Source organism: Flavobacterium sp. GL_143 (genome assembly GCF_057834355.1).
In genome coordinates this window covers 567,991-593,664 of record NZ_CM174401.1, presented here as the reverse complement: position 1 = coordinate 593,664, position 25,674 = coordinate 567,991, and the positions used below count along the sequence as shown (strand labels likewise).

At 32.9% G+C, this 25,674-nt stretch carries 28 protein-coding genes and 1 riboswitch; of the genes, 6 read left to right on the top strand and 22 right to left on the bottom strand.

Going from position 1 to position 25,674, the window contains the following annotated elements:
• Positions 1–46 precede the first annotated feature (46 nt).
• Positions 47–691, top strand: coding sequence for a leucyl/phenylalanyl-tRNA--protein transferase (gene aat, locus AC3IPI_RS02465; RefSeq protein ID WP_409417496.1), 645 nt, complete (start codon positions 47–49; stop codon positions 689–691).
• Positions 678–1,475: an MOSC domain-containing protein gene (locus tag AC3IPI_RS02460; RefSeq protein ID WP_489156895.1), complete on the top strand. Its 798-nt coding sequence runs from the start codon at positions 678–680 to the stop codon at positions 1,473–1,475. Before aat ends, AC3IPI_RS02460 begins: the two co-directional genes overlap by 14 nt.
• Here AC3IPI_RS02460 and AC3IPI_RS02455 read toward each other — a convergent pair.
• The 13 genes from AC3IPI_RS02455 to AC3IPI_RS02395 all read right to left on the bottom strand — a co-directional run bounded on the left by AC3IPI_RS02455 (position 1,472) and on the right by AC3IPI_RS02395 (position 11,868).
• The gene (locus tag AC3IPI_RS02455) at positions 1,472–2,182 is read right to left on the bottom strand and encodes a HesA/MoeB/ThiF family protein (protein ID WP_489156893.1); all 711 of its coding nucleotides are present in this window, start codon (positions 2,180–2,182) and stop codon (positions 1,472–1,474) included. The two genes, AC3IPI_RS02460 and AC3IPI_RS02455, sit on opposite strands and share 4 nt — an antisense overlap.
• A 105-nt stretch (positions 2,183–2,287) precedes the next feature.
• Positions 2,288–3,424: a 2-iminoacetate synthase ThiH gene (gene thiH / locus AC3IPI_RS02450; RefSeq protein ID WP_489156891.1), complete on the bottom strand. Its 1,137-nt coding sequence runs from the start codon at positions 3,422–3,424 to the stop codon at positions 2,288–2,290.
• A gap of 101 nt (positions 3,425–3,525) precedes the next feature.
• Positions 3,526–3,903 carry a GxxExxY protein gene (locus AC3IPI_RS02445; RefSeq protein WP_489156889.1) on the bottom strand — a complete coding sequence of 126 codons (378 nt, stop codon included), beginning with the start codon at positions 3,901–3,903 and terminating at the stop codon, positions 3,526–3,528.
• A gap of 146 nt (positions 3,904–4,049) precedes the next feature.
• Positions 4,050–4,823 (bottom strand): thiazole synthase, encoded by a 774-nt coding sequence (locus tag AC3IPI_RS02440; RefSeq protein ID WP_489156887.1) that lies wholly within the window; start codon positions 4,821–4,823, stop codon positions 4,050–4,052.
• A complete protein-coding gene (locus tag AC3IPI_RS02435) occupies positions 4,804–5,442 on the bottom strand; it encodes a thiamine phosphate synthase (protein ID WP_489156885.1) in 639 nt (212 codons plus the stop codon). The genes AC3IPI_RS02440 and AC3IPI_RS02435 overlap by 20 nt, the downstream gene beginning before the upstream one ends.
• Complete coding sequence (locus AC3IPI_RS02430) at positions 5,435–6,187, bottom strand: hydroxymethylpyrimidine/phosphomethylpyrimidine kinase (protein WP_489156883.1); 753 nt, start codon at positions 6,185–6,187, stop codon at positions 5,435–5,437. Before AC3IPI_RS02430 ends, AC3IPI_RS02435 begins: the two co-directional genes overlap by 8 nt.
• Entirely contained in the window at positions 6,154–6,768 is a 615-nt protein-coding gene (locus AC3IPI_RS02425) for a thiamine phosphate synthase (protein ID WP_489156881.1), read from the bottom strand. Before AC3IPI_RS02425 ends, AC3IPI_RS02430 begins: the two co-directional genes overlap by 34 nt.
• Before the next feature lie 59 nt (positions 6,769–6,827).
• Positions 6,828–8,651: a phosphomethylpyrimidine synthase ThiC gene (gene thiC / locus AC3IPI_RS02420; RefSeq protein WP_489156879.1), complete on the bottom strand. Its 1,824-nt coding sequence runs from the start codon at positions 8,649–8,651 to the stop codon at positions 6,828–6,830.
• 149 nt (positions 8,652–8,800) lie between these two features.
• The gene (gene thiS / locus AC3IPI_RS02415; protein WP_489156877.1) at positions 8,801–9,007 is read right to left on the bottom strand and encodes a sulfur carrier protein ThiS; all 207 of its coding nucleotides are present in this window, start codon (positions 9,005–9,007) and stop codon (positions 8,801–8,803) included.
• 63 nt (positions 9,008–9,070) lie between these two features.
• A riboswitch (TPP riboswitch) is annotated at positions 9,071–9,168 on the bottom strand.
• Positions 9,169–9,345: 177 nt separating this feature from the next.
• Positions 9,346–9,906, bottom strand: a complete 561-nt coding sequence (locus tag AC3IPI_RS02410; RefSeq protein ID WP_489156875.1) for a DNA-3-methyladenine glycosylase I — start codon at positions 9,904–9,906, stop codon at positions 9,346–9,348.
• A 73-nt stretch (positions 9,907–9,979) separates the two neighbouring features.
• On the bottom strand, positions 9,980–10,432 hold the full coding sequence (locus AC3IPI_RS02405; RefSeq protein WP_086894871.1) for a lipocalin-like domain-containing protein: 453 nt from the start codon (positions 10,430–10,432) through the stop codon (positions 9,980–9,982).
• A 114-nt stretch (positions 10,433–10,546) separates the two neighbouring features.
• Positions 10,547–11,191, bottom strand: coding sequence for a hypothetical protein (locus AC3IPI_RS02400; protein WP_323491513.1), 645 nt, complete (start codon positions 11,189–11,191; stop codon positions 10,547–10,549).
• On the bottom strand, positions 11,188–11,868 hold the full coding sequence (locus AC3IPI_RS02395) for a queuosine precursor transporter (protein WP_489156872.1): 681 nt from the start codon (positions 11,866–11,868) through the stop codon (positions 11,188–11,190). The genes AC3IPI_RS02400 and AC3IPI_RS02395 overlap by 4 nt, the downstream gene beginning before the upstream one ends.
• Before the next feature lie 166 nt (positions 11,869–12,034).
• On the opposite strand from AC3IPI_RS02395, the gene AC3IPI_RS02390 reads away from it, so the two are divergent.
• Positions 12,035–14,164, top strand: a complete 2,130-nt coding sequence (locus AC3IPI_RS02390; RefSeq protein WP_489156870.1) for a M3 family metallopeptidase — start codon at positions 12,035–12,037, stop codon at positions 14,162–14,164.
• Positions 14,165–14,227: 63 nt separating this feature from the next.
• Here the strand turns inward: AC3IPI_RS02390 and tsf are convergent, their stop codons facing one another.
• The 6 genes from tsf to AC3IPI_RS02360 all read right to left on the bottom strand — a co-directional run bounded on the left by tsf (position 14,228) and on the right by AC3IPI_RS02360 (position 18,909).
• Positions 14,228–15,190: a translation elongation factor Ts gene (gene tsf, locus AC3IPI_RS02385; RefSeq protein WP_039111871.1), complete on the bottom strand. Its 963-nt coding sequence runs from the start codon at positions 15,188–15,190 to the stop codon at positions 14,228–14,230.
• A gap of 137 nt (positions 15,191–15,327) precedes the next feature.
• Complete coding sequence (gene rpsB / locus AC3IPI_RS02380; RefSeq protein ID WP_039111872.1) at positions 15,328–16,110, bottom strand: 30S ribosomal protein S2; 783 nt, start codon at positions 16,108–16,110, stop codon at positions 15,328–15,330.
• Between the two features lie 174 nt (positions 16,111–16,284).
• Positions 16,285–16,671 carry a 30S ribosomal protein S9 gene (gene rpsI / locus AC3IPI_RS02375; RefSeq protein ID WP_007808909.1) on the bottom strand — a complete coding sequence of 129 codons (387 nt, stop codon included), beginning with the start codon at positions 16,669–16,671 and terminating at the stop codon, positions 16,285–16,287.
• A complete protein-coding gene (gene rplM, locus AC3IPI_RS02370) occupies positions 16,671–17,126 on the bottom strand; it encodes a 50S ribosomal protein L13 (protein ID WP_039111873.1) in 456 nt (151 codons plus the stop codon). The genes rpsI and rplM overlap by 1 nt, the downstream gene beginning before the upstream one ends.
• 192 nt (positions 17,127–17,318) lie before the next feature.
• A complete protein-coding gene (locus AC3IPI_RS02365; protein ID WP_039111874.1) occupies positions 17,319–18,131 on the bottom strand; it encodes a ferritin-like domain-containing protein in 813 nt (270 codons plus the stop codon).
• A 25-nt stretch (positions 18,132–18,156) separates the two neighbouring features.
• Positions 18,157–18,909, bottom strand: a complete 753-nt coding sequence (locus AC3IPI_RS02360) for a ferritin-like domain-containing protein (protein WP_039111875.1) — start codon at positions 18,907–18,909, stop codon at positions 18,157–18,159.
• A gap of 232 nt (positions 18,910–19,141) precedes the next feature.
• On the opposite strand from AC3IPI_RS02360, the gene AC3IPI_RS02355 reads away from it, so the two are divergent.
• Positions 19,142–20,170, top strand: coding sequence for a LacI family DNA-binding transcriptional regulator (locus AC3IPI_RS02355; protein WP_489156865.1), 1,029 nt, complete (start codon positions 19,142–19,144; stop codon positions 20,168–20,170).
• A gap of 147 nt (positions 20,171–20,317) precedes the next feature.
• Here the strand turns inward: AC3IPI_RS02355 and AC3IPI_RS02350 are convergent, their stop codons facing one another.
• The 3 genes from AC3IPI_RS02350 to polA form a co-directional block, all read right to left on the bottom strand.
• Entirely contained in the window at positions 20,318–20,584 is a 267-nt protein-coding gene (locus AC3IPI_RS02350) for a hypothetical protein (protein ID WP_489156863.1), read from the bottom strand.
• 162 nt (positions 20,585–20,746) lie between these two features.
• Positions 20,747–21,100 carry a hypothetical protein gene (locus AC3IPI_RS02345; RefSeq protein ID WP_489156861.1) on the bottom strand — a complete coding sequence of 118 codons (354 nt, stop codon included), beginning with the start codon at positions 21,098–21,100 and terminating at the stop codon, positions 20,747–20,749.
• Positions 21,101–21,445: 345 nt separating this feature from the next.
• Complete coding sequence (gene polA / locus AC3IPI_RS02340; protein ID WP_086894874.1) at positions 21,446–24,292, bottom strand: DNA polymerase I; 2,847 nt, start codon at positions 24,290–24,292, stop codon at positions 21,446–21,448.
• A 329-nt stretch (positions 24,293–24,621) separates the two neighbouring features.
• On the opposite strand from polA, the gene AC3IPI_RS02335 reads away from it, so the two are divergent.
• Together AC3IPI_RS02335 and AC3IPI_RS02330 are read left to right on the top strand one after the other, a co-directional pair.
• A complete protein-coding gene (locus AC3IPI_RS02335) occupies positions 24,622–24,816 on the top strand; it encodes a hypothetical protein (RefSeq protein WP_039117512.1) in 195 nt (64 codons plus the stop codon).
• A gap of 183 nt (positions 24,817–24,999) precedes the next feature.
• Complete coding sequence (locus AC3IPI_RS02330; RefSeq protein ID WP_489156858.1) at positions 25,000–25,674, top strand: response regulator transcription factor; 675 nt, start codon at positions 25,000–25,002, stop codon at positions 25,672–25,674.

The window sequence follows — 25,674 nt, the reverse complement described above, 5'->3', positions numbered from 1 at the left end:
CCCGGCAATTTTTTCAAATTTGTCGGGTTTTATATTTTACTTAAAAATGTATCATTTATCCGAAGTTTTATTTTTTCCGCCAGTTTCAGAAGCTAATTATGATGGTATTTTGGCAATTGGAGGTGATTTATCTCCAGAACGATTACAGCTAGCTTATCGAAGCGGAATCTTTCCTTGGTTTAATGAAGGTGAACCAATATTATGGTGGTCGCCAAATCCTAGAATGGTTTTGTTTTTGGATGAATTGATTGTGACCAAAAGCATGCGCAATATTCTTAATCGAAACATCTTTAAAGTTACTTTCAATCAGAATTTTAGAGACGTAATTTCAAATTGCCAGAAGATAAAACGTGATGGTCAAAACGGAACATGGATTTCTAATAACATGATTGAATCCTATTGTAAACTTCATGAGATGGGTTTTGCAAAATCAGTTGAAGTATGGGAGAATGATGTATTGGTAGGTGGTTTATATGGTGTAGATTTAGGACATGTTTTTTGTGGAGAAAGTATGTTCTCTAAAGTGTCTAACGCATCCAAAGTTGCTTTTATAGCTTTAGTAAATAAATTAAAAAATGAGAATTATAAACTCTTAGATTGTCAGGTTTATAATCCGCATCTTGAAAGTTTAGGATGTCGGGAAATTGAACGTGATGTTTTTATGCAAATTTTAAATAATGATGAGTACTAGTTACATTGTAAAGGAACTTTATATCTATCCTATCAAAAGTTTGGCAGGAATTAGTTGTAAAAGCGCTAGGGCAGAAGAAATGGGGTTTGAAAATGACCGCAGATGGATGCTTGTTGATGAATTTAATCAATTTATTACTCAAAGAGAATATCCTTTTTTAAGTCAGTTCTATCCACAAATTTTGGATGGAAAAATGACAATAACATATCTAGATAAAAAACATGAGTTTTTTATTGATGAAAATTTAGGAACACCTATTTCTTCGATGGTATGGGATGATAAAAGCGAAGTTGTTGAGGTAAATAAAACAACTTCTGAATGGTTTACTGCTCAGTTAGGATTTACTTGTAAACTAGTCAAAATTATTAATAGCGGAGATAGAAAACATACAAATTCAAAACTAGATACCACATTTAATGTTAGTCTTGCCGATGGTTATCCGTACTTATTAATCGGAAGCGAAAGCTTGGATAATTTAAATGAAAAACTCGCAGAAAAAATAACTGTTTTAAGGTTCAGACCTAATATTGTAATTAGTACAGCAGTTGCACATGAAGAAGATACTTTCGAAGCTTTTCAGATTGGAAATGGCAAATTCAAAAATATAAAACCTTGCGGAAGATGTATTATGGTAAATAATGATCCTAGTAAAGGTGTTGTGAAAAAAGAACCGTTAAAAACATTAAGCAAGTATCGTAAAGTTGATAATTCTGTTTTCTTTGGTACAAATTTAGTATGCCTGGAAAATGCTATTATTAATGTTGGAGATGCTATTGTTTTCTAAAAATTAAGTTTAGTAAAGTTCCAATTTATTGTATCAAAAAGAACTAATTCATTTTTTAATGTAGGTAAATCCAGAATTAGTTTTAATGTTTCGTGTGCCATCATTGTGCCGATTATTCCAGGTAATGTTCCAAGAACACCGTTGAGGTTACAATTAGGCACATCCTTTGGATCGGGCATTTCAGGGAATAAATCGCGTAAGTTTTTACTACTATTATGATTAAAAACAGCTATTTGTCCTTCAAATTTTAGAATACTTCCGTAAACCAATGTTTTGTTTAAATTCACACAAGTGTCGTTAACTAAATAACGGGTTTTGAAATTATCGGAACCATCTACCACAATATCAAAATCCTGAATAATTTGAGATGCATTTTCTGGAGTTAATTTTTCTTCAAAAGCGATAACAGTAATTAATGGATTTAGTTTTTCGACTACAGTTTTAGCAGTCAGAGTTTTGGCTTGACCAACAGCTTCTTCGGTATATAAAATCTGGCGATGTAGATTATGAATTTCTATTATATCAAAATCTACAATACCAATAGTTCCTATTCCTGCAGTTGCTAGATATTGCAAAATAGGACAGCCCAAACCACCTGCACCGATAACCAATACTTTTGCTTGTTTTATTTTTTCTTGCCCAATATCACCAATTTCAGGTAACATCATTTGGCGGTTATAACGTAAAAAATCTTGGATAATGCTCATTAAATTTTAGATTATTGATTTTAGATTGTTGAAACCAGAATCTCGACTCCGCTCGATTTGACACATGAATCTTAATATGTTTATTCTAAAGTAAAGTTGAGGATTTTAGTACTTTTGACTATATGACATTTGACTATATGTTCTATCCCAATCTTTCCAAACTGGCTCATAACCTGATTCTTTGATGATTTTAGCGATTTCCTGAGCCGAACGTTCATCGCTAATCTCGAATTGCTCTAATGATTGTGGATCAACGACATATCCGCCAGGATTAGTTTTTGAACCTGCACTCATACTCGTCGTTCCAATTGGGATAATATTATTTCGGAATTTTTCATTTTCACGTGTCGATATAGAAATTTCTAAATCTTCATTCCATAATCGGTACGCACAAATAAGTTGCGTTAAATCTTTATCATCCATAATAAAATTAGGTTCGATAATTCCTTCGGCAGGACGTAATCTGGGAAAAGAAACGGAATACTTAGTTTGCCAATATTTTTTCTGGAGATAATCGATGTGTAAAGCATTAAAAAAACTATCGGTGCGCCAATCTTCCAATCCTAAAAGAACTCCTAATCCGATTTTGTGAATGCCTGCTGTTCCAATTCTGTCAGGAGTTTCCAGTCTAAAATCGAAATTTGATTTTTTGCCTTTTGTATGGTACTTTTTATAAACTTCCTGATGATACGTTTCCTGATATACCAAAACAGAGTAAACTCCAGCTTCATGAAGTTTTTCATATTCTTCAGTAGAAAGCGGCTGAACTTCGACAGAAATAATCGAAAAATGTTCTCTTATTTGATTAATTGCATTCAGGAAATAATTAATATTTACAGTATAATTTGCTTCGCCAGTTACCAACAAAACATGGTCGAATCCAACATTTTTTAAAGCTTCAACTTCCAGTTTAATCTCAGGGTCCGAAAGTGTTTTTCGTTTGATTTTATTGTTCAAGCTAAAACCACAATAGGTACAAATGTTCTGGCATTCGTTACTTAAATAAAGTGGCGCGTACATCTGAATCGTTTTACCAAAACGTTTCTTAGTAAGTTCATGGCATTCTTGTGCCATTTGTTCTAAATAAGGCAAAGCTGCTGGTGAGATAAGTGCCAGAAAATCATCAAGATTTCGTTTGTTTTTGGTCAATGCGCGTTCTACTTCCTGTGGGGAGGTTTGGTATATTTTGGATTGGATAGTATTCCAGTCGTATTGATTAAAAACAGATTTGAATGTGTTCATTTGAATTTTGTTTGTTTCACGCAGATTTTACAGATTTAAGCAGATAAAAAATGATTTAATTTTTAATTGAATTTTACTGAATCTTATATCTGTTGATGTTTTTATATTTTATTAGCAATTCTTTTGATATCATTTAAAATGTTTAAAGTGTTGAAATTAACTAATAATCCTAGTTTTTTATTTGTGAGCCTTAGATAAGTGGCAAGCTGTTTATAATGTATTGGAGCTATTTCTTCAACTGATTTTAATTCAATTATCACTTTGTCTTCTACCAAAAGATCTAGTCTAAAAGCAGGTTCTAGTGTTATTTCTTCATAAAGAATTGTAACTTCAACTTGTTTCTGGACTTGTAAATTAATTTTTGTCAATTCATAAAACAAAGCGCTTTCATAAACAGATTCAAATAATCCTGGGCCTAAATTATTATATACTTTAAAAATTGCTCCTCGCACTAGATATGATATTTCATTCTCTGTCATTATCCTTTAATTTAAATTCGATTCAAAATTAAAGAATTTTCTTTCTTTTTTAAGATTTTACTTTTCAAGTAGATTTTAGCAGATAAATAAATAATAATCATTTTAAATCAGCTTAAATCCCCTTAAATCTGCGTGAAATAACTTTGTTAGTATAAAAAAGAAGTCAATGGGCTCGAAGCTACAGCTTGATTATATTGTTTTCCTAGTTTAGCCTCAAATGCTTTTCGACCTGCAATTACAGCTTCTCTAAAAGCTTGAGCCATTAATTCAGGATTTCCGGCTACAGCAATCGCAGTATTGACTAAAACAGCATCAGCACCTAATTCCATTGCTTTTGCAGCATCTGATGGAGCTCCGATTCCAGCATCTATAATTACAGGAACGTTGCTTTGTTCTATTATAATTTCTAGGAAATCGATTGTTTTTAAACCTTTATTACTGCCAATAGGAGAGCCCAAAGGCATTACAGCTGCTGTTCCTGCATCTTCCAATCGTTTGCATAAAACGGGGTCTGCATGTATGTACGGCAGAATAATAAAACCTAGTTTTGCTAATTCTTCGGTAGCTTTTAAAGTTTCGATCGCATCTGGCATTAAGTATTTTGGATCAGGATGAATTTCGAGTTTTAGCCAATTGGTTTCAAGAGCTTCACGGGCTAATTGCGCTGCAAATATTGCTTCTTTTGCATTTCTTGCTCCCGAAGTATTTGGTAATAAATTAATCCTCGGATGTTTTAAATGGGATAAAATAGCATCGGTTTCAGTTTCTAAATCAATACGTTTTAAAGCAACAGTAACTAATTCACTTCCCGAGGCCAAAATAGCTTTTTCCATTTCCAGATTTGAGCCAAATTTTCCTGTCCCCAAAAACAAACGGGATTCAAGAAGTTTATCGCCTATTTTAAATAATGACGTTTGCATATAATTTTTCGTTAAGTTGTGTAATAAGTTTTCCTTTCTCGGGACTTTTGGTAATTATTCCAGAAACAGCAATACCATGAATTCTGGTTTCTATTAATTGATCAACGTTTTCTAATGTGATTCCGCCAATAGCATAAATAGGAATTTCGAGATTGTTGGATTTGATTTTTTGTATGATTTCATGATATCCTTCTAAGCCTAGAATCGGACTTAATTTCTCTTTGGTTTCTGTGAACTGAAATGGACCAAGACCAATATAATCACAACCATTTTTTATGTGATTGGTGATATCTTCGAATGTATTGGCTGTTCCGCCAATAATTTTTGTATTTCCTAATATGGCTCGTGCTTCGTCTATTTTTGTGTCCGAAAGCCCTAGATGTACTCCATCTGCGGCAATTTGTTGAGCCAGATAAACATTGTCATTGATGATGAAATTGGCGAGATATTCTTCACATAAAAACTTTACAGCTTCTGCTAAAGCGAAAGAATTCTTTGCTGTTTGATTTTTAAATCGCATTTGTACCCAATCACAGCCATTATCTAACGCCTGATGAATATTGTACAATTGTGCCTCGATTGTATTTCCTTGTGAGATGTATTGTAGTTTATTATACATAGTGATAGCCGATTAAGGTTGAAGTTGAATTCAAGTATTTTTCGATATAATTTTTGGCATTTATACAGGCTGATTTTAAATCTTGGTCCAAAGCCAAATTAGCAGCAATAGCCGATGATAATACACAACCTGAGCCATGTTTTGCGTAGCATTTGGTGTTATTTGGCGTAAGCACGAAAACTTCATTTTGGTTATATAAATAATCAGTTCCGATAGCTTTGTTATTATGTCCGCCTTTTAATAAAATAGCCGTTGGGATTTGTTTGTTTAATTGACTTGCGTCAAAATCGAAATCAGGAAATAGCTTTTTTACTTCATTATAATTTGGTGTAATCAAATCAATTTTGGAAAGTATCTCGTTTAAATCTGATTTGTTTTCGATGGTAATAAAATCAAATTCGGTTGTAGATTTTAAAACTGTATCCCAGACTATTTGAGTTTTAGGAGAAAGTTCTTTTATATTAAAAACAATTTCTTTTAAATAATGGAGAGAAGGAACAATCCCGATTTTCACCACCTTTATGTCATAATTTTCAAAAAGTGTTTTTATGGAACGTAACACAAAATCAAGAGATGTCCATTCTATTTGAAAGAATTCTTTTTCTGTCTGAATTGTATTTCCTGTATTGATGGCAAGTCCAGCAACTTGATGTTGTTCAAAAGTTTTGCAATCTGCTAAAACTCCTGCACCACCAGATGGGTCAAAACCAGCTATTGTAAGGACGAAAGGGCGATTTTCTGACATGATTTAAAATTTTTAATTGGATTTTCTGCATTCCAAATACTACCTAATAAAGCAACATTATCAAAGCCACTTACCAGTGTTTTTTCTATGTTTTCAGTATTAATTCCTCCCAAAGCAATTAGTTTAGTTTTTACATTAGTTCTGTTCTTTATGGCTTCAAATAAATCTGTTTTAGGGAGATAATTCTCTTTAGAAATACTAGGATAAACTGGACTCAAAAAGGCATATTCAAATTCGGGAGCTAATGAATTAAAATCGTGAATTGAATGTGTCGATGTTGATAAAACTATATTTTTAGACCTACATGGTTTTGTAAATCTTGCAGGAAAACCAAGATTGTTTTTTCTTTTTTCCTCTGTAAAATGAATTCGGTTAATCTTAAAGTTTTCTATCGATTCATGATGACTATGTAATACCAATCGAGATCGGAATTCGGGACTTATCTGTTCGACAAACGAAATCATTTCCTTTAGCGAATAATATGGTTTTCGCACATGAAACAATTGTAATCCTTCCTCAAAAAGAGAATGGATTACATTGATTTCATTTGCTATAGCAGTTGGATTTGATAGAACTATCATAATCTTTCTTCTTTCCTCTATTTCTTGACTTTCTTTTCTCTTGCTTCTTTATTCTGAAATTAAATATAAATCTCTTTTCCTTGCTCAATAAACTCTTCCGATTTCTCTTGCATTCCTTTTTCGGCTGCAGCCACATCACGTATTTCCTGAGATATTTTCATGGAGCAGAATTTTGGACCGCACATCGAACAGAAATGAGCGATTTTGGCACCTTCGGCAGGAAGTGTTTCATCGTGAAATTCTCTTGCTGTGTCTGGATCTAGTGATAAATTAAATTGATCTTCCCAACGGAATTCGAAACGGGCTTTGCTCAATGCATTGTCACGATATTGTGCTCCCGGATGCCCTTTGGCTAAATCGGCAGCATGAGCTGAGATTTTATAAGTGATAACTCCATCTTTTACATCTTTTTTATTAGGTAAACCAAGATGTTCTTTTGGGGTAACATAACAAAGCATTGCGCAACCGTACCAACCAATCATAGCAGCTCCAATTGCAGATGTAATGTGGTCGTAACCCGGTGCAATATCTGTAGTTAATGGTCCAAGAGTATAAAACGGAGCTTCGTTACAATGCTCTAATTGCTTGTCCATGTTTTCTTTTATCATGTGCATTGGCACGTGACCAGGACCTTCTATAAACACTTGAACATCGTGTTTCCAAGCAATTTTTGCTAATTCTCCAAGAGTTTCCAGTTCGGCAAATTGTGCAGCATCATTGGCATCGGCAATAGAACCTGGGCGTAAACCATCGCCTAGAGAAAATGCTACATCATATTGTTTCATGATTTCGCAAATTTCTTCAAAATGAGTATATAAAAAGTTTTCTTTGTGATGAAACAAACACCACTTTGCCATTATCGATCCGCCACGGGAAACGATTCCTGTAACGCGTTCGGCAGTAAGATGAATGTAACGCAATAAAACACCAGCATGAATAGTGAAATAAGAAACTCCTTGTTCGGCTTGCTCGATAAGTGTATCGCGGAAAACTTCCCAAGTTAAATCTTCGGCGATTCCTTTTACTTTTTCTAAAGCCTGATAAATAGGTACTGTCCCGATTGGTACTGGCGAATTACGAATAATCCATTCTCTGGTTTCATGAATGTTCTTTCCAGTAGATAAATCCATTATGGTATCTGCTCCCCAGCGACAAGCCCAAACAGCTTTTTCAACTTCTTCCTCAATGGTCGATGTTACAGCGCTATTACCAATATTAGCATTTATTTTCACTAAGAAATTACGCCCTACAATCATAGGTTCGCTTTCGGGATGGTTAATGTTGTTCGGGATAATAGCACGACCAATTGCTACTTCACTACGTACAAATTCTGGAGTTATCTTGCTTTTTGGAGTATTAGCACCAAAACTATGTCCAGCATGTTGGCATTGCATGGCTTTAGTTTGTTCATTTAATAACTCAATACGTTGGTTTTCACGAATCGCAATATATTCCATTTCGGGAGTAATAATTCCTTGTTTAGCGTAATAAAGTTGCGTAACATTTGCGCCTTTTTTGGCACGTTTTGGTTGGTGTAAATATTCAAAACGTAAATGATTTAAATTCTCGTCGTTTAATCGCATTTGTCCGTAATCTGAGCTGATTTCGTCTAGAATTTCTACATCGTTTCGTCCTAAAATCCATTCTTCTCTTAGGCGAGGTAACCCTTTTCGAATGTCTATTTCGATATTTGGATCTGTGTAAGGGCCTGATGTATCATAAATAGTTACGGAAGGATTTTTTTCGATACCACCATTAGAAAGTCTGGTGTTGCTAAGTATTACCTCGCGCATGGCTACTTTTATAGGATGTATTTCTCCGTTAACATATACTTTATTGGAGTTAGGGAAAGGAGTTCTGGATATTTTTTCTTCGTTAGTCATTGGGAGGAAGTTTAAAGTTTTTAACTTGATTGTAAATTTTGTTAGTTGTGAGATGTTTTGTAGATATGCACATGTACAGGTACACCGCAGTGCTTCTTCAATTGGGATTTGAATTTTTTTATTGGGATTTATCCCGATAGCTATCGGGACTATCCTCCTTGCGTAGCAGAAATAATTAAAATATCGTCGGTTTCGTTTAGGATATGTGTATTCCAGATGGGTTTTGGAATAACAGTGTTGTTTATGGCAATGGCAATGCCATTTTGTTTGTTGGGAATTTCGAGATCGAGCAATGCCTGAACGCTAAGAGATTCAGCATTGAATTGTTTGGTTTGTTGGTTGATTTTTAGTTCCATTCCTCTAGAATTTAGTATATAGTTATACTTTAGGAATGGCTACAATGGCATATAGATATGCACGGAAGTCATCTTACTTTTCCCTACGCTAGTATGAACTAGATCAGGTTCAGAGGGTAAAATCTCAGCCTACTTTATTGTAGACACCCCTAAAGTGTGAAGCAAATGTAATAATTTTTTGTTTAAACGTTTAATGTTTAACGTTTAAAGTTGAAGAACTGTTTTTGTAGTTTAAAAAAAGTTACAAAAATATTTTTTGAACCATTAAGAAATATAAGAGGAATTAAGTTTTTCTGAAACTGAAAACTGTGACTGCAAACTGTAACTATGACTGCAAACTATTTTTTTCTTGTCCAGCAATCTTCGATATGATCATTGACCATTCCTGTGGCTTGCATTTGAGCGTAAATAACGGTTGAACCAACAAATTTAAATCCTCTTTTTTTTAAATCTTTACTAATTGTGTCAGAAAGTGGAGTAGTAGCGGGAACATCTTTTAGTGTTTTTGGATTATTGATGATGGGTTTTCCATCAGTAAATTTCCAGATATAATCAGAAAAACTTCCAAATTCTTCTTGTATTTTTATAAATGCCTGTGCGTTGCTAACTGCCGAACGTATTTTTAATTTGTTTCGGATTATTCCAGTATCTTGAAGCAAAGATTCGATTTTCTCTTCGGGATATTGAGCTATTTTTTTGTAATCGAAATTGTCAAAAGCAGTTCTAAAATTTTCTCTTTTGTTTAAAATAGTAATCCAACTTAATCCTGCCTGAAAGGTTTCGAGAGTTAGAAACTCAAATAATGATGCATCGTCGTAAACAGGAATCCCCCATTCTTCGTCATGGTATTTTTTGTATAAATCGCTTGCTGAGCACCAGCCACATCGTATAGGTTCCATCTTTTATTTCAAATGTATAAAAAATCCTCATTTCGGGATGAAATGAGGATTTAAATTTATGTAATTTTAGGTGTTATTTCCTTTTATATTCACTTAAAGCATAAATAGAACTGTTGTCATTACCTTGAGTTATCTTTAATCTCAATGTTGTATTGCTTAATTCTAATATTTCATAGATGGTTGTATTGCCTTGAATATCTTTTACTGTTAGAGTTTTATTCGCTGTTGACCATGTTCCTTCATCACTGTATAGTTTACATTTTGAATTAACATACTCATATTCCAATTCGGTATATTTTGCATTATCTAATAATTCTATGACATTGTTATTACATCCACCTTCTTGTGTAAAAGGAAGTAATAGTTGTGTGCCATTTAAAATGTTTCCTACTTTCGTTAGTTCCCATTGACCTATAATTGAAGCTTCTTTGTTATTATTGTCATCATCGCTACTACTCCCACTACATGATGATACAGTTAATCCCAATACAATTGCAAAAGCAAACAGAATTTTAATTTTTTTCATTACGAAATTTTTAAATTATTAATACAAAGTATCAAACATATGTATATAATTTAGCAAACCAAGTTTTTTCTTGTTAAAATAATAATTTTCTTACTATTTTAGAATCATTATTCTTTACTTTCCAATTTTCCAATGGTAACCTTTTACTGAAGGAATATAGGCAGAGGTTCCAATGATGATTAAGTCGTTATAAATTCTCTTATTGTATTTTATTCCGATAGCTTTCCCTGAAGTATACATTTTGTTTGCTTCAAATTTAATTTTCATTCGAGCATCAGCAAATTTAGCATCCGAAATTTTCTCAATAAACCAAGTAGAATTCCATTTGATATCGATTTCATCTTCGGCAGTTTTAGTTATGCTTTTTATTAATTTAACTCCTTCTTTTGGGATGTTATGGTCTTCAATTAATTCTTTTTGGGTTAGTGTTTCTCCTGTTTTGCATACAGAAAGTAATTTTTTAAAATAGGTAAAACCTTTAAGTTTTTCAGTTTCTAAGTTTTCTATCCTTATGCTATCTTTTATAACAGAACCTTCTTCTGTAATGGTTTCGTTATTTTTTGTTTTGTTAGGCGTGAATATAGTTTTTGTAATGGAATCTTTAGCCGAAGTTATAGTTTCTATTGTACTTTTTGAGATGTCCTTTATTTTTTCGGAAACAGTTGTTGTTGACTCTAATAATTGATCTCTGTCATTTTTATTACAACTAGACAAGCAGCATAAAATTAAAATCAATAAAAATATATTGTGATGTTTCATGCGGTATGGTTGTTTTTCTTTTCTTCGGAATTATCTTCTTCCAGATATTTTTTAATCAAATGATGACCAGCATATATCAGTGGAGTTAATACTATTGCCAAAGTAAGTTTGAATGTATAGCCAGTTAAAGCTGATGATATAAAAGTATCGAAATTTATTTTTCCAGGTAACCAAAAAGCAATTCCTAAAACAATAAAAGAGTCAAATAGTTGAGAAATTACAGTTGATCCGGTAGTTCTAAGCCAAATTTTATTTTCTCCTGTTCGTCTCTTAAAGAACCAAAACATCCATACATCTATTAACTGAGATACCATAAATGCGATAATACTACCTACAATAATCCACATACTTTGTCCGAAAACAGCTTGAAATTGTTCGTCATTGACAGGGCTAATGCCTTTTGCTGCAGGAATTACGATTGACATAAATAATATTAGAAAAGCATAAGCGATTAAACATGCTGTTATAAAAGATAGTTTTTTAACTCCTTTTTCTCCAAAATACTCATTAATCAAGTCGGTCGTTAAAAAAACAATAGGCCAAGGTAGGATTCCGATACTCATTACAAATGGGCCAATTTGGATTAATTTCCCTCCAATTAGCTCTGCTACAACTGCATTGGTAATAAAAATTCCGGCGAGGATAACAAAAACAATTTCTTTCTTGGTTTTAAACATAGATAAATTTTAATATGCCAAATTTAAGATATTATTCGGAGTATTTATTTTTATAAAAAACATTGTTGAGATGTATTTAAGATGTGGCTTTTTTCTTCGTTAGCTATTCTAATTATTGGCTATATTTGGGAATTGCATTTATTTTATAAAATATTAAATAACGTACATGAAAAAAATTGTCACTATTCTAATTATGGCTACATCTTTAACTTCTGTTCAGGCACAAACAAATTTACAAAATCCATTATTGCAAAAATGGATTGGTCCTTATGGTGGTGTACCTGCTTTTACAGAGTATAAAATAGCCGATTTTAAGCCCGCTTTTGATGTTGCTATCAAACAAAAAAGTAATGAGATTGATGCTATTGCTAATAATACAAAACCTGCTACTTTTGATAATACAATTGCCGAATTGGAACGTTCTGGTAAAACGTTGTCGAGAATTATGACGGCTTATGGAATTTATTCTTCAAATATTAGTACTCCTGAATTTGCATTGATACAAAAAGATATTGAGCCATTACTTGCTGCTCAATCTACTGAGTTTTATCAAAACAGAAAACTATTTGGCAGAATAGAAAAGTTATATAATTCTCCAGATAAAAAGAAACTAACCGGAGAACAACAAAGACTTATTTGGGTTTATTATACGGAGTTTAATAAACAAGGGGCAAATTTAAGTGATGCCGATAAAGCTAAAGTTGGAGAAATCAATAAGCAATTATCAACGTTATTTTCTAAGTTTAGCCAGAATTTATTAGCAGAAGAAAATAATCAATATGTAGCTTTGGTAACCGATGCAGATTTTGATGGTTTGCCTGACGGAATAAAAAAAGCTGCTATGGCCGATGCTAAAGAAAGAAAACTTTCGGCATTAGGTTGTATTGCTAATACACGTTCTTTTGTAGAGCCTTTTTTAACTTTTTCTACCAATAGAGCGTTGAGAGAAAAAGTTTGGAGAATGTTTATAAACAGAGGAGATAACGGAGATGAATATGATAATAAATCGACTTTGGTTGAAATTTTACAGCTTCGTGCTGCTAAAGCAAAACTTTTAGGTTATCCTACTTTTGCTCATTGGAATTTAACTAACAGAATGGCTAAAACTCCTGAAAGAGCGATGGCTTTAATGGAAGCTGTTTGGGAGCCAGCTGTAAATCAGGTTCACAAAGATGTAGCTGATATGCAGAAGATTGTTGTTGCTGAGGGAGGAAAATTTCAGATTGAACCTTGGGATTATCGTTATTATGCTGAAAAAGTTAGAAAAGCAAAATATGACTTAGATCAAAATGTGGTTAAGGAATATCTTCAATTAGAAAAATTACGCGAAGGAATGTTTTGGGTTGCGGGAGAATTATTTGATTTAAAATTTAAACAAATAACAGATGTTCCTGTATATCATTCAGATGTTAGAGTTTGGGAAGTTTCTAATATAAAGACTGGTAAAGTAGTAGGTTTATGGTATTTTGATCCTTACGCCCGTAAAGGAAAGCGTTCTGGAGCATGGATGAATGCGTATAGAAAGCAACAAAAACTAGACGGAAATGTTCTCACGATAGTTTCTAATAATAGTAATTTTATAAAAGGAAATGATAATGAGCCAGTTTTGATTTCATGGTCAGATGCAACTACTTTGTTTCATGAATTTGGGCACGCATTACATGGTTTATGTTCGGATGTTACCTATCCTACATTATCAGGAACTGCAGTTGCAAGAGATTATGTAGAGTTTCCATCTCAAATCTTAGAGCGTTGGTTAGAAACTCCTGAGGTATTGAATAAATTTGCTTTAAATTATAAAACAGGAAAGCCTATTCCTAAAGATTTGGTTGAGCGTATTGCAAAAGCAGCAACATTTAATGAAGGATTTTCTACTGTTGAGACAATTTCAAGTTCACTTATTGATATGAAATTACATTTAGCAGGAGATTCTGTTATTGATCCTACAATTTTTGAGAAAGAAACATTGACTAAGCTTAATATGCCTAAAGAAATTGTAATGCGTCATCGTATTCCTCAATTTGGGCACATTTTTTCTAGTGATGGGTATGCGAGCGGATATTATAGTTATTTATGGGCAGATGTTATTAGTGCCGATGCTTACGAGGCATTTACAGAGGCAAAAGGACCTTATGATAAAGATGTTGCTAAAAGATTACACGATAAGATATTTAGTGTAGGTAATACAACAGATCAGGAGGAAGCTTATAAATCTTTTAGAGGACATAATCCTGAGATTAATGCTTTAATGAAAGCTAGAGGTTTTGAAACTCCAGTAACAAAATCAAACAAATAGTTATAATAAAAAAGAGAGACCGTTAAGTCTCTCTTTTTTTTATATGCGAATCTAGAATATAGATTATCCTAAAGTAACTCTTTTGAAACCTGTAATTTCAACGTTGAATCCTTTAACATAATCACCAACTTTTTTACTATCATCTTTGATGAAGTTTTGATCCAATAAAGCTTTTTCTTGATCTAAAGTAGTATTGTCAGAGATGAAACGTTGAACTTTTCCTGGAATAATTTTATCCCAAATTTGTTCTGGTTTACCTTCAGCTTTTAATTCAGCTTTAGCATCTTCTTCAGCTTGTTTTATAACTTCTTCAGTTAATTGAGAGAAAGAGATATATTTAGGAACATTTTTTAAAGTTTTTCCTAAACGTTTTGCTTCTTCATTTTCTTTTTCGATTACAGCAATACGAGCAGCAAGTTCAGAAGCAACGAAAGCAGGATCAAAATCTTTGTAAGATAATGTATCAGCTCCCATAGATGCTACTTGCATAGAGATGTCTTTAGTTAAAACTTCAGCGTTATCAATTGGTGCAGAAATTGCAGTTAATGCAGCAATTTTGTTAACGTGAACATAAGATCCAACGAAAGCCCCTTCTAAAATTTCAAAACCACCGATTTCGATTTTTTCACCAATAACACCAGTTTGCTCAATTAACTTTTCAGCAACAGTCATTCCGTTGAAATCTGAAGCTAAGAATTCTTCTTTAGAAGAGAAGTTTATTGCTTTTTCAACTAATTCTTTAGCTAAATTTACGAAGTTTTCATTTTTACCTACGAAATCTGTTTCGCAGTTTAAAGTGATGATAGCTCCTTTAGTTTTGTCAGCATTAATAAAAGAAACAGCAGCTCCTTCAGAAGACTCACGGTCAGAACGATTAGCAGCAACTTTTTGACCTTTTTCTCTAAGGTTTTGTATAGCTTTATCGAAATCTCCTTCAGCTTCAACTAAAGCTTTTTTACAGTCCATCATTCCGGCACCTGTAGTTTGTCTTAATTTATTTACGTCTGCAGCAGTAATTGTTGCCATATTGTATGATTTTTTATGAGTTAAAAGTAAAAATTCCAATCTTTAAATCTCAAATTCCAGTTTTATCAAATTATCAACTTAACGTTTCTAATTTTTTATGGGATTTGGAATTTAAAAATTGGAATTTAAATGTTTATTTATTCTTTTGTTTCAGCAGGAGCTTCAACAGCCTCAGCAGCTGGAGTTGCTTCTTCTGTAGCAGGTAACAATGATTCAGCCTCTTTGTCAGAACCTCTGTCAGAAAGACCTTCAACGATTGCAGCTGTAACTAAAGATAAAATTTTATCAATTGATTTAGAAGCATCATCATTTGATGGGATAACATACTCTACTTCTCTAGGATCAGAGTTAGTATCTACCATTGCAAAAACTGGAATGTTTAATTTTTGTGCTTCTTTTATTGCGATATGTTCAGCTTTGATATCTACTACGAACAATGCTGCAGGTAGTCTAGACATGTCTGCGATTGAACCTAAGTTTTTCTCTAATTTAGCACGAAGACGATCTACTTGTAAACGCTCTTTCTTAGAAAGTGTCATGAAAGTACCGTCTTTCTTCATTTTATCAATAGTAGCCATTTTTTTAACAGCTTTACGGATAGTTACGAAGTTAGTTAGCATTCCACCAGGCCATCTTTCAGTGATATAAGGCATGTTTGCAGCTTTTGCTTTATCAGCAACGATGTCTTTAGCTTGTTTTTTGGTAGCAACGAATAATATTTTTCTACCTGATGCAGCGATTTTTTTCAAAGCTTCATTAGCCTCTTCAATTTTTGCTGCAGTTTTATATAGATTGATAATGTGAATACCATTACGCTCCATATAAATGTAAGGAGCCATGTTTGGATCCCATTTTCTAGTCATGTGTCCAAAGTGAACACCTGCTTCTAGTAATTCTTTTACTTCTACTTTGTTTGCCATTTTTGTACTAGTTTACGTTCTGTTGATTAGCAATGCATAAATGGCGATTTTGTCGGCTTTATACATTTAGATGCTAAACTATTTCCTACCTCGATAGGAGAGCAACAACAACTGTGTTTTTTAAATTCAATAATAATTGATATGCCTTGTTCCAAATGAACAAGACAGGTAATATTAACGTTTAGAGAATTGGAATCTCTTACGAGCTTTCTTCTGACCGAATTTCTTACGTTCAACCATTCTTGGATCTCTTGTTAATAAACCTTCTGGTTTCAAGATAGCTCTGTTTTCAGCATTTACTTCACACATAACACGTGCTAATGCCATTCTTACAGCTTCTGCTTGACCAGTTGAACCACCTCCGTAAACGTTTACTTTTACATCAAAGTTGTTTACATTTTCTGTCATAGACATTGGTTGTAAAACTTTGTACTGTAAAGTTGCAGTTGGGAAATAGGTTGCGAATTCTTTTTTGTTTACAGTGATTTTTCCTGTTCCTTCTGAAACATAAACACGTGCAACAGCGGTTTTTCTTCTACCGATTTTGTGAATAACTCCCATTACTTAAGATCGTTTAGGTTAACAGTTCTAGGTTTTTGAGCTCCTTGTTTGTGCTCAGATCCTACAACAACATTTAAATTTCTGAAAAGTTCAGCTCCTAATTTGTTCTTAGGTAACATTCCTTTTACTGCTTTCTCTACTAATAATGCAGGGTTTTTTGCTTGCAATACTTTAGCAGTTAAAGTTCTTTGACCTCCTGGGTAACCTGTATGACGCATGTAAATTTTGTCATCCATTTTTGTACCTGTAAGGTTAATTTTTTCTGAGTTGATAACAATTACGTTATCTCCACAGTCAACGTGCGGTGTGTAACTTGGTTTGTACTTACCTCTTAAGATCATTGCAACCTTTGAAGCAAGACGTCCTAAGTTATGACCTTCAGCGTCAACAACAATCCACTCTTTAGTTACAGTGGCTTTGCTAGCTGAAACTGTTTTGTAGCTTAATGCGTCCATAATATTATTTTAATTAAACATTCCATCCCCAATAAAGGGGTTGCAAAAGTACAATTAATTATTTTAAAACCAAATACCTTAAAAGATTATTTTAACTACTGAAAATCAGGAGATATCTTTTTATTTAAAAGAATAAAAAAACCATCTTTACAATTAAGTAGAGATGGTTTGGATTTTTGCGACTATATTTTGTTACACAATAAACAAATTTGCTATGTCTACAACCTGTTGCGTAGTAAGTGGTTCATCATAGGCTTCTGAGCCTGCTGCGGCTCCAAATAAGGTTGCGGTATTGTATCCTGCCTGTACAGTTAATTCTTCTCCATTATATACAGCTTGGGTCGCAGATGGCATTCCTGCGCCTCTCTCGTTACCGCTTATCCATCCTTTAAGGCCGCGTAATCGTCGTACTTCGGATGCGTGACGCGCTTCTACCGAATGTATTTGCAGTGCAGCTGTTAGTAAATCTGGCGTAGAAATTAAATTTCCTGCCTGACCTTTATAGGCTCTTACTCCTGTATCTTCAAAGGCTTGTGCCAAAGCTAAAAACGTTGGGTAATCACCAAATGGATCAAAAGCGCCACCAACAGTAAAGTCAAAAGTAGGTTTAGGAACAAAGTTTGCACTTGCTGTTCCTCCCAATCCTGCAATTAAAAAATTTACATGGCTTGATTCGTGAGCAGCAATTTGTTGAAAAACTTTTAAATCGCGTCCGCCATTTTCAGATGCTGGAATAACTCCTGAATCTAATGCCATAGCATAAAATTCGTTTTCAAGATATTCTAAGGTTAATGCAAATTGTAATGCTCCAATTGGTGTTGCTGGAGTTGCAGTTATATCTTTGGCTAAAGCTTTATTGGCTAATGAAGATAATCCGAACGGAATTGAGGCTATTGCCAAAGTCTTTCCGATATTTCCAAATTGTGTAAAGCTATCTCTTCTTGAGCCCGTGCTTCTCATTGCGCTTTCGTCGGCAAAGGTTTCTATAAATTTTAATATATTCATAATTTCTAGATTTTATGGGTTGTGGTTATGGTAAATATTTTGCTGTGAATGGAGTTGTTATAAATCCTCCCGCAACAGCTAAGATTTTAGATGGATCTTTCGCTACATCTAAACCAGTTGTGGCATTTACCACATCATCGCCCGCAAAATCTTTAGAATTTGGGTTTATTAAACTTCTAATTGCCGCAGCATGCCTTGCTTCTACAGAAACAATTTTCCCTGCCAACACCAAATAATCGGCACTTTTAATTAGTTTTCCTGCACCATTATATGCGGCAACTCCTGTATCTTCAAGAGCTTTAGCAGTTGCAAGTACTTCTGTACGACTGTTAAAATTCATAGATCCGTAATTAAATGCCAAGCTAGGAAGTAATTGTGTGCTTGGGTTAGGAAGTGCTCCGCTTAAAGCTGCCTTAAAAAAATCTCTGTGAATCACTTCGTGATGATATAAATCAGTAAGAACCTGACGTTCGATATCACTAAAAACACTATTAAAGTTTGATGCATTTACAACCTTAGTGTAAAAGTCGGCTTCTAGTTGTTCTAAGGCATATGCATAGGTTAATACGCCGAAATCTCCAGAGCCTAAATCGAAGACGCCATTTCTAATTCCAGGTAGTGAAGTGTCGTCAACAGGCATATTTTCATCATCGTCATCGTGATTACATCCTGCCAAAAGTAAGCCAGTGCCAACAATGGTTAAGCCACTGATCTTAAGAAAACTCCTTCTGTTGTTAAGTAAGGGGTTAACTTCATGGATTTTAACTTCGTTTTTCATAATTCAATTTCTTTAAGTGGTTGTTAATAGCAAATTATAATTATATGTAAATAGGTATAAACGAAATTTTTTGATGGGCGGTTTTGGATTTTGGCTTTTTTTTAATTTTTTGTTTAAATTATTTTAAGAAGGAGATGTAATTACTTGAAAATTTAAAGCATGTTTTGACTTGTTTTTGTTTTAATTTCCTTAATTCTACTATATTTGTATTAATTCAATAAAATTATCTTAAATGAAAGCTAAAGCAACTTTAAAACAAATCGCAAAAGAACTTAACGTTTCTGTGTCTACAGTTTCTAAGGCACTTAATGATAGTCCTGAAATTAGTGAGCAAACTAAAATTAAAATTAAAGAGTATGCTAAACTAAAAAACTATAAGCCGAATGTTATTGGTTTGAATTTAAAGAACCGTAAAACAAAAACTATTGGAGTTATTATACCTAATATATTAAACTCCTTTTTTGCTAAAGTTTTTAGTGGTATCGAGAAAGTAGCAGATAAAAAGGGATATAATGTTATTACATGTATTTCTAATGAGTCTTTGGAAAAAGAAATTCATACGCTAGAAATGTTGAGTAATGGAACTATTGATGGTTTTATATTATCGGTTTCTGAAGAAGCTCAGAAATTACAAGAATATAATCACTTTAAAGAAATTATAAACGACGGAACGCCAATTGTAATGTTTGACAGGATTGCAGAAGGTGTAGAGTGTGATAAAGTGGTAGTAGATGATTTTGATTCAGCTTTAAATTCAACACAACATTTAATTAATTTAGGATGTAAAAATATAGCCTTGATTTCATCTGTAGATAATTTAAGTGTTGGAAAATTGAGAGCAGATGGATATCTAAAAGCTTTAAATGACAATAATATTCCTGTAAACGAAAATATTATTCTTCGTACAGATTCTGAAGAGGATATGAAAAGTAAAATAGATGCCATTTTTGATCATAAAATTGATGCAATTTTTGCTTTAGACGAAAATGATTCTGTTGCAGCTTTAAGAGTTAGTTTGAAAAAAGGATATAAAGTTCCAGAAGATATATCGATAATAGGTTTTGCAGACGGAATTTTGGCTTCGAGACGTTTATCACCAAGTTTAACCACAATAAGCCAACACGGAATAGAAATTGGTGAAGTTGCTGCCAAACGATTAATCTCAAGATTAGAAGAAAAAGAAGGGGAGAGCAGCGATTACGAAACCATAGTAATCAAAACTAAGCTGAAAGAAAGAGAATCATCAAGAAAAGTTAAATAATAAAAATATAACCGATAAAAAAAGGACTGTTCGAAAGAACAGTCCTTTTTTTATGTATAATTTGTGTCATAAATGACAAGATTGTGTTGATTTTTGATTTAGAAATCTAAATTCAGCATCTTTTTTAATTTCTAAGAAAACAATAATTCAAATAGAGTCCGATTCCAATATTAAATCAAAGATGAAATCTAAAATGTTATAACTTTCATTAGTTGTTTTTCGTATTGCTGTTCTCTCTCTGTTATTTGCAGATCTAATTACCTTTTTTATTTCTTTAGTTTCGATACCTCTATTTAATAATTCGGTTTTCGCTAATGTAAGTGCGTCTGGATTCCATTTTTTTGGAGAACCAGCTATTTTTAATAATTCTGATGTTGTTCTGCTTTTTATTGGTGGCTTAAAATTGTCTGTCATCAATTTTTTTCTTTTTTCTAATATGATAATAAGGATATAATTAATGTGCCTCTAGTCAATCTTTACCCAAACCAAGTTCGATATCTAAATGAACGCTCATTATAATTGGCTAAAATTGTTTTAAACTCAATGTCTTTTTCATAATTACATTGTAAATTTTATTTAAGAATTTCTTCCAATTATAATTAATCCCAATATAAAAGGGAGGGCATAAAAAGCTAATATGACATAATTAGTATTTCTCAGATATATTTTATTCTTCTTATTAAGGTTAGAAGTCTCAATTAAAAGGGCAACAATTATTAAAAAAAGAATAAAAAGAGAGATAAAAAAAACTATATATGCTATTCCTATGTTGCCTGAATAATCTACAATCGAGTATAATAGAAAAAATACAAAAAGTGGAATAACTATTCTGATCACGAAGTGAACAATTATGTTGAATAGATCTGAGTCTGTATCTTCTTCTGGTTGAGTATTTTTAATCTCAAAAAGTTTATTTAATTCTTCATTCATGATGATTTTTATTTATTGTTTTTTGTATAATGCTACAAAAAAAGGCAATAATCCGGCATACGCTATAAGCTCTAGAAACCCTATGATTTGTGATAACCGATAGTGTACTTCTGGATCTATTGATATTGATGCAGTAGATTGTATAAACCAAAATAAATTTACTGTTATAAGTATGCAAATTGATATTATTGCTAATAAGGTATTTTTTTTCATTTTTATTTTAGAGAAGGTTAGTCTTATTATTTTATATTTTTTTGCAATGTATGAATTTTCTTGTTCATTATTTTGGTTTTTTAATGAAGAGACTCAATTGAGAAATAAATGTAATAAACATTTTTTTGTTTTTTAATGTGCCTCTAACCAATCTTTCCCTAAACCTAATTCTACTTCTAGTGGGACTGCCATTATAAATGCGTTCTCCATTTCGTGTTTAATCATTGGTTGGATTTTTTCAAGTTCAGAGTTGTGTACATCAAACACAAGCTCATCATGTACTTGAAGCAACATTTTAGATTTCCAATTTTCAGATGTTAGTTTCTTGTGGATATTAATCATCGCAATCTTAATAACATCGGCAGCGCTTCCTTGTATTGGTGCGTTTACGGCATTTCTTTCGGCTCCACCACGAACAACTGCGTTTTGCGAATTAATATCTTTTAAATAACGACGACGACCCAGAATAGTTTGTACGTAACCATTTTCTCTCGCAAATTCTATTTGTTCCTGAATGTATGATTTTAATCTTGGGTATGTTTTATAGTATGCTTCAATCAATGTAGCGCTTTCGCTTCTTGATAATGAAGTTTGGTTACTTAATCCAAAAGCCGAAACACCATAGATAATACCAAAGTTTACTGTTTTGGCATGGCTACGTTGTTCACGAGTTACTTCTTCTAATGCTACATTAAATACTTTAGAAGCGGTAGATTTATGAATGTCTTCATGATTCTGGAATGCTTTTATCATATTCTCTTCACCACTTAAAGCAGCGATGATTCGTAATTCTATTTGAGAATAATCGGCAGAGATTAAGGTATAATTTTCGTCGCGAGCAATAAAAGCTTTACGTATTTGTCTTCCTCTTTCGGTACGAATTGGGATATTCTGTAAGTTAGGATTGTTTGAACTTAAACGACCAGTTGCAGCTACAGTTTGCATATAATCGGTATGAACTCTTTTAGAAACTGGATCTACTTGTAATGGTAAAGCTTCTACATAGGTATTTTGTAGTTTTACAAGAGAACGCCAATCTAGGATTGCAGCAACAATCTCATTGTCTTTGGCTAAATAGCTTAAGATTTCTTCGCCCGTTGCGTATTGACCAGTTTTGGTTTTCTTTTGCTTTGCTCCGCCAATTTTTAATTTATCAAATAAGATATCTCCTAATTGTTTAGGTGATGCAAGGTTAAATTGTTCTCCTGCGATTTCGTAAATTTTAGCTTCTAATGTTTTAATATCCTTACCTAATTCTTCAGATAATGATTTTAAAAAGTCAACATCAAGTCTAATTCCTTCAGTTTCCATCGCAGCCAAAACACTAACCAACGGAATTTCGATTTCGTCGAATAATTTTTTAGTTCCGGTTTTGTCTAATTCTGTGGTGAATATCTCTTTAAGTTGCAACGTTACATCGGCATCTTCAGCAGCATATTCCTTTATATCTTCGAGTGCAACATCGCGCATCGATTTTTGATTCTTTCCTTTTTTGCCAATTAAATCTTCAATTGATTTTGGAGAATATTTTAAATATGTTTCTGATAAAATATCCATATTATGACGCATGTCTGGATTAATCAGGTAATGCGCAATCATAGTGTCAAATAATTTTCCTTTTACAGAAACACCATAATTCAATAATATTTTTAAATCATATTTTAAATTCTGCCCAATTTTTTCGATTGCTTCATTCTCAAAAAACGGAATAAATTTTTCAATCAATGCTTTTGCTTCTTCTTGGTTTTCTGGAAACGGAACATAGAATCCTTTTCCTTTTTCGTAAGAAAATGAAATTCCAACCAATTCGGCGTGTAAAGCATCTAATCCTGTAGTTTCGGTATCAAAACAAACAGAAGTTTGGTTTTGTAAATTTTGTAAAAGCAATTTTAAACCTAAATCTCCTTGAATAATTTGATAAGAGTGAGGCGTGTTTTCTAGATTATTGTAAAAAGAAGTTCTTTGCGCTTCTGGATTTTCTTCATCAGTAGTAGCACTTCCAAAAAGATCAAATTGATCATCGTTTTTCGGTTGTGGTTTTTTGTATAGTTTAGCATCAGGAGCAGCTGCAGTAGCTGTTAATCCGCTTCCATCTGCTTTAAAAAGATTGTCAAATTGTTCTGCCATTCTTCTAAATTCCAATTCTTGGAAAATAGCATCCGTTTTTTCGATATCAGGACGAGTTAATTCGTAATCAGATTCGTTAAAAGTTACAGGACAATCTAGTAGGATAGTTGCCAATGTTTTAGATAGTAAGCCTTTCTCAGCGTTAGCCTCGATATTCTCTTTCATTTTTCCTTTTAGCTTGTCAGTATTTGCTAGAAGGTTTTCCATTGAACCATATTCTTTCAATAGTTTTTTGGCAGTAACTTCTCCAACTCCTGGAAGCCCCGGGATATTATCGGCAGCATCGCCCATCATACCAAGAAAATCAATTACTTGTTCCGGACGTTCGATTTCAAATTTTGCCAATACTTCAGGAACACCCCAAATTTCTATTCCATTACCCATTCGGGCTGGTTTGTACATAAATATATTCTCAGATACTAATTGTGCAAAATCCTTATCTGGCGTTACCATAAATACTTTATAGTTTTCTTTTTCGGCTTGCTTTGCAATAGTTCCAATTAAATCATCGGCTTCAAAACCCGCAACTTCTATAATCGGGATATGCATTGCTTTTAATAATTCATGTATATAAGGTACAGCAATTTTTATAGCTTCGGGAGTTACATCACGATTGGCTTTGTACTCAGGGAATATCTCATTACGCAAAGCACTTCCTCCTTTATCAAAAGCTACGGCTAAATGATCTGGTTTTTCTCTTTTTATCACATCCAAAAGTGAGTTCATGAACCCCATAATTGCAGAGGTATCCATTCCTTTGGAGTTAATTCGCGGGTTTTTTATAAAAGCATAATAGCCACGAAAAATTAAAGCGTAAGCATCAAGAAGAAAAAGGCGTTTTTGAGTTGACATAAAAAAAATATTAGTCTGTAAAAATAAACAATTGGGTTTTAAAAACGATTCGGTTCTTGAAAATTTAATCTGGATAAACTCAAATTAGAATTGAAATGTTTTATTAGAGATGCTTTTTTACTATCTGTAGAATCGTACAGCAGTGCGTCTATGGTAATGCTATTGTATTACTTTGTTCGTAAATGCAGTGTAAGATTGAATATTAAGTATAAATAGTTAATGTCAAGTTAAAATTTTCAGATGATTGTTTTCTTCATTTTGTCTTCATATTACAGATGTAAATTTGGTGTATAAAATAAGAGATAATTAACTTTTAAATATTAGAAATCATGAGAAATTTAGTAATGTTATTAGTAGCAGTTTTAGGAACAAGTGCAATGGTTAGCGCAGCTACAACTCCGGTTAAAGCAACTCCAACAAAAGAAGTTAAAGCAACCAAACACCCAAAAGCAAAAACAGATAAAAAAACAAAATCTGAAAAAAAAGCAGCTCCAAAAGCAGAACCAATGAAAGCTAAAAAATAAATGTCGTTTTTGTTTTGCTTTAAATGAAGGTTGATAGCGGTAGGCAAAACAAAAAGGATAATTATTGATAAGGCTGATAAAGAAATTTATCAGCCTTTTTTGTTCGTACAGGCGTTAAATTTTTAATAATTAAAAAATTACGTTTTCATTATTTGCTTACTTTTAATTTATAAAATACAGTTTATGAATATTCTTATTGTCGAAGATAATAAAGAGCTTGCCATTGAGGTTAAAGATTTTTTGAGTGATGGTGGTTATGTATGTAAAATTGCTAATACGTGTAATGAAGCATTAGATGAAATTGGCGGAAATGATTATGATGCCATGCTGCTTGATTTAGGTTTGCCAGATGGAGATGGTTTTGATGTTTTAAAAGCAGTTCGAAAAACCAAATCCAAAATTGCAGTAATTGTTATTACCGCTCGTGGAGAATTAGATGACAGGATTGATGGGTTGCATCTTGGTGCCGATGATTATCTTACCAAGCCATTTGCGCTAACAGAGTTAAGTGCACGTTTGTTTGCTGTTATTCGTAGAATGCATGGGTATACTTTAAATGATTTAAAAATACATGGATTTTCGTTGCAATTACAAGATTACAAAGTAAGTTATGATGGAACACCGATTAATTTGACCAAGAAAGAATTTGATATTTTTCAATATTTAGTATTGAATAAAAATCGTGTAATTACCAGATTACAATTAACAGAACATATTTGGGGAGATATTCTGGAGATAAATTCAGATTCAAATTTTATTGATGTTCACGTTCGTAACCTTCGAAAAAAATTAGACAAACACACTACTATTGATTGGTTTGAAACAGTAAGAAATGTTGGATATAGAATTAATACCTAG

Excerpts from the sequence above, each read along its gene's own strand:
- aat (WP_409417496.1), top strand. The coding sequence starts at position 47 with ATGTATCATTTATCCGAAGTTTTATTTTTTCCGCCAGTTTCAGAAGCT.
- AC3IPI_RS02460 (WP_489156895.1), top strand. The coding sequence starts at position 678 with ATGATGAGTACTAGTTACATTGTAAAGGAACTTTATATCTATCCTATC.
- AC3IPI_RS02455 (WP_489156893.1), bottom strand. The coding sequence starts at position 2,182 with ATGAGCATTATCCAAGATTTTTTACGTTATAACCGCCAAATGATGTTA.
- thiH (WP_489156891.1), bottom strand. The coding sequence starts at position 3,424 with ATGAACACATTCAAATCTGTTTTTAATCAATACGACTGGAATACTATC.
- AC3IPI_RS02445 (WP_489156889.1), bottom strand. The coding sequence starts at position 3,903 with ATGACAGAGAATGAAATATCATATCTAGTGCGAGGAGCAATTTTTAAA.
- AC3IPI_RS02440 (WP_489156887.1), bottom strand. The coding sequence starts at position 4,823 with ATGCAAACGTCATTATTTAAAATAGGCGATAAACTTCTTGAATCCCGT.
- AC3IPI_RS02435 (WP_489156885.1), bottom strand. The coding sequence starts at position 5,442 with ATGTATAATAAACTACAATACATCTCACAAGGAAATACAATCGAGGCA.
- AC3IPI_RS02430 (WP_489156883.1), bottom strand. The coding sequence starts at position 6,187 with ATGTCAGAAAATCGCCCTTTCGTCCTTACAATAGCTGGTTTTGACCCA.
- AC3IPI_RS02425 (WP_489156881.1), bottom strand. The coding sequence starts at position 6,768 with ATGATAGTTCTATCAAATCCAACTGCTATAGCAAATGAAATCAATGTA.
- thiC (WP_489156879.1), bottom strand. The coding sequence starts at position 8,651 with ATGACTAACGAAGAAAAAATATCCAGAACTCCTTTCCCTAACTCCAAT.
- thiS (WP_489156877.1), bottom strand. The coding sequence starts at position 9,007 with ATGGAACTAAAAATCAACCAACAAACCAAACAATTCAATGCTGAATCT.
- AC3IPI_RS02410 (WP_489156875.1), bottom strand. The coding sequence starts at position 9,906 with ATGGAACCTATACGATGTGGCTGGTGCTCAGCAAGCGATTTATACAAA.
- AC3IPI_RS02405 (WP_086894871.1), bottom strand. The coding sequence starts at position 10,432 with ATGAAAAAAATTAAAATTCTGTTTGCTTTTGCAATTGTATTGGGATTA.
- AC3IPI_RS02400 (WP_323491513.1), bottom strand. The coding sequence starts at position 11,191 with ATGAAACATCACAATATATTTTTATTGATTTTAATTTTATGCTGCTTG.
- AC3IPI_RS02395 (WP_489156872.1), bottom strand. The coding sequence starts at position 11,868 with ATGTTTAAAACCAAGAAAGAAATTGTTTTTGTTATCCTCGCCGGAATT.
- AC3IPI_RS02390 (WP_489156870.1), top strand. The coding sequence starts at position 12,035 with ATGAAAAAAATTGTCACTATTCTAATTATGGCTACATCTTTAACTTCT.
- tsf (WP_039111871.1), bottom strand. The coding sequence starts at position 15,190 with ATGGCAACAATTACTGCTGCAGACGTAAATAAATTAAGACAAACTACA.
- rpsB (WP_039111872.1), bottom strand. The coding sequence starts at position 16,110 with ATGGCAAACAAAGTAGAAGTAAAAGAATTACTAGAAGCAGGTGTTCAC.
- rpsI (WP_007808909.1), bottom strand. The coding sequence starts at position 16,671 with ATGGGAGTTATTCACAAAATCGGTAGAAGAAAAACCGCTGTTGCACGT.
- rplM (WP_039111873.1), bottom strand. The coding sequence starts at position 17,126 with ATGGACGCATTAAGCTACAAAACAGTTTCAGCTAGCAAAGCCACTGTA.
- AC3IPI_RS02365 (WP_039111874.1), bottom strand. The coding sequence starts at position 18,131 with ATGAATATATTAAAATTTATAGAAACCTTTGCCGACGAAAGCGCAATG.
- AC3IPI_RS02360 (WP_039111875.1), bottom strand. The coding sequence starts at position 18,909 with ATGAAAAACGAAGTTAAAATCCATGAAGTTAACCCCTTACTTAACAAC.
- AC3IPI_RS02355 (WP_489156865.1), top strand. The coding sequence starts at position 19,142 with ATGAAAGCTAAAGCAACTTTAAAACAAATCGCAAAAGAACTTAACGTT.
- AC3IPI_RS02350 (WP_489156863.1), bottom strand. The coding sequence starts at position 20,584 with ATGACAGACAATTTTAAGCCACCAATAAAAAGCAGAACAACATCAGAA.
- AC3IPI_RS02345 (WP_489156861.1), bottom strand. The coding sequence starts at position 21,100 with ATGAATGAAGAATTAAATAAACTTTTTGAGATTAAAAATACTCAACCA.
- polA (WP_086894874.1), bottom strand. The coding sequence starts at position 24,292 with ATGTCAACTCAAAAACGCCTTTTTCTTCTTGATGCTTACGCTTTAATT.
- AC3IPI_RS02335 (WP_039117512.1), top strand. The coding sequence starts at position 24,622 with ATGAGAAATTTAGTAATGTTATTAGTAGCAGTTTTAGGAACAAGTGCA.
- AC3IPI_RS02330 (WP_489156858.1), top strand. The coding sequence starts at position 25,000 with ATGAATATTCTTATTGTCGAAGATAATAAAGAGCTTGCCATTGAGGTT.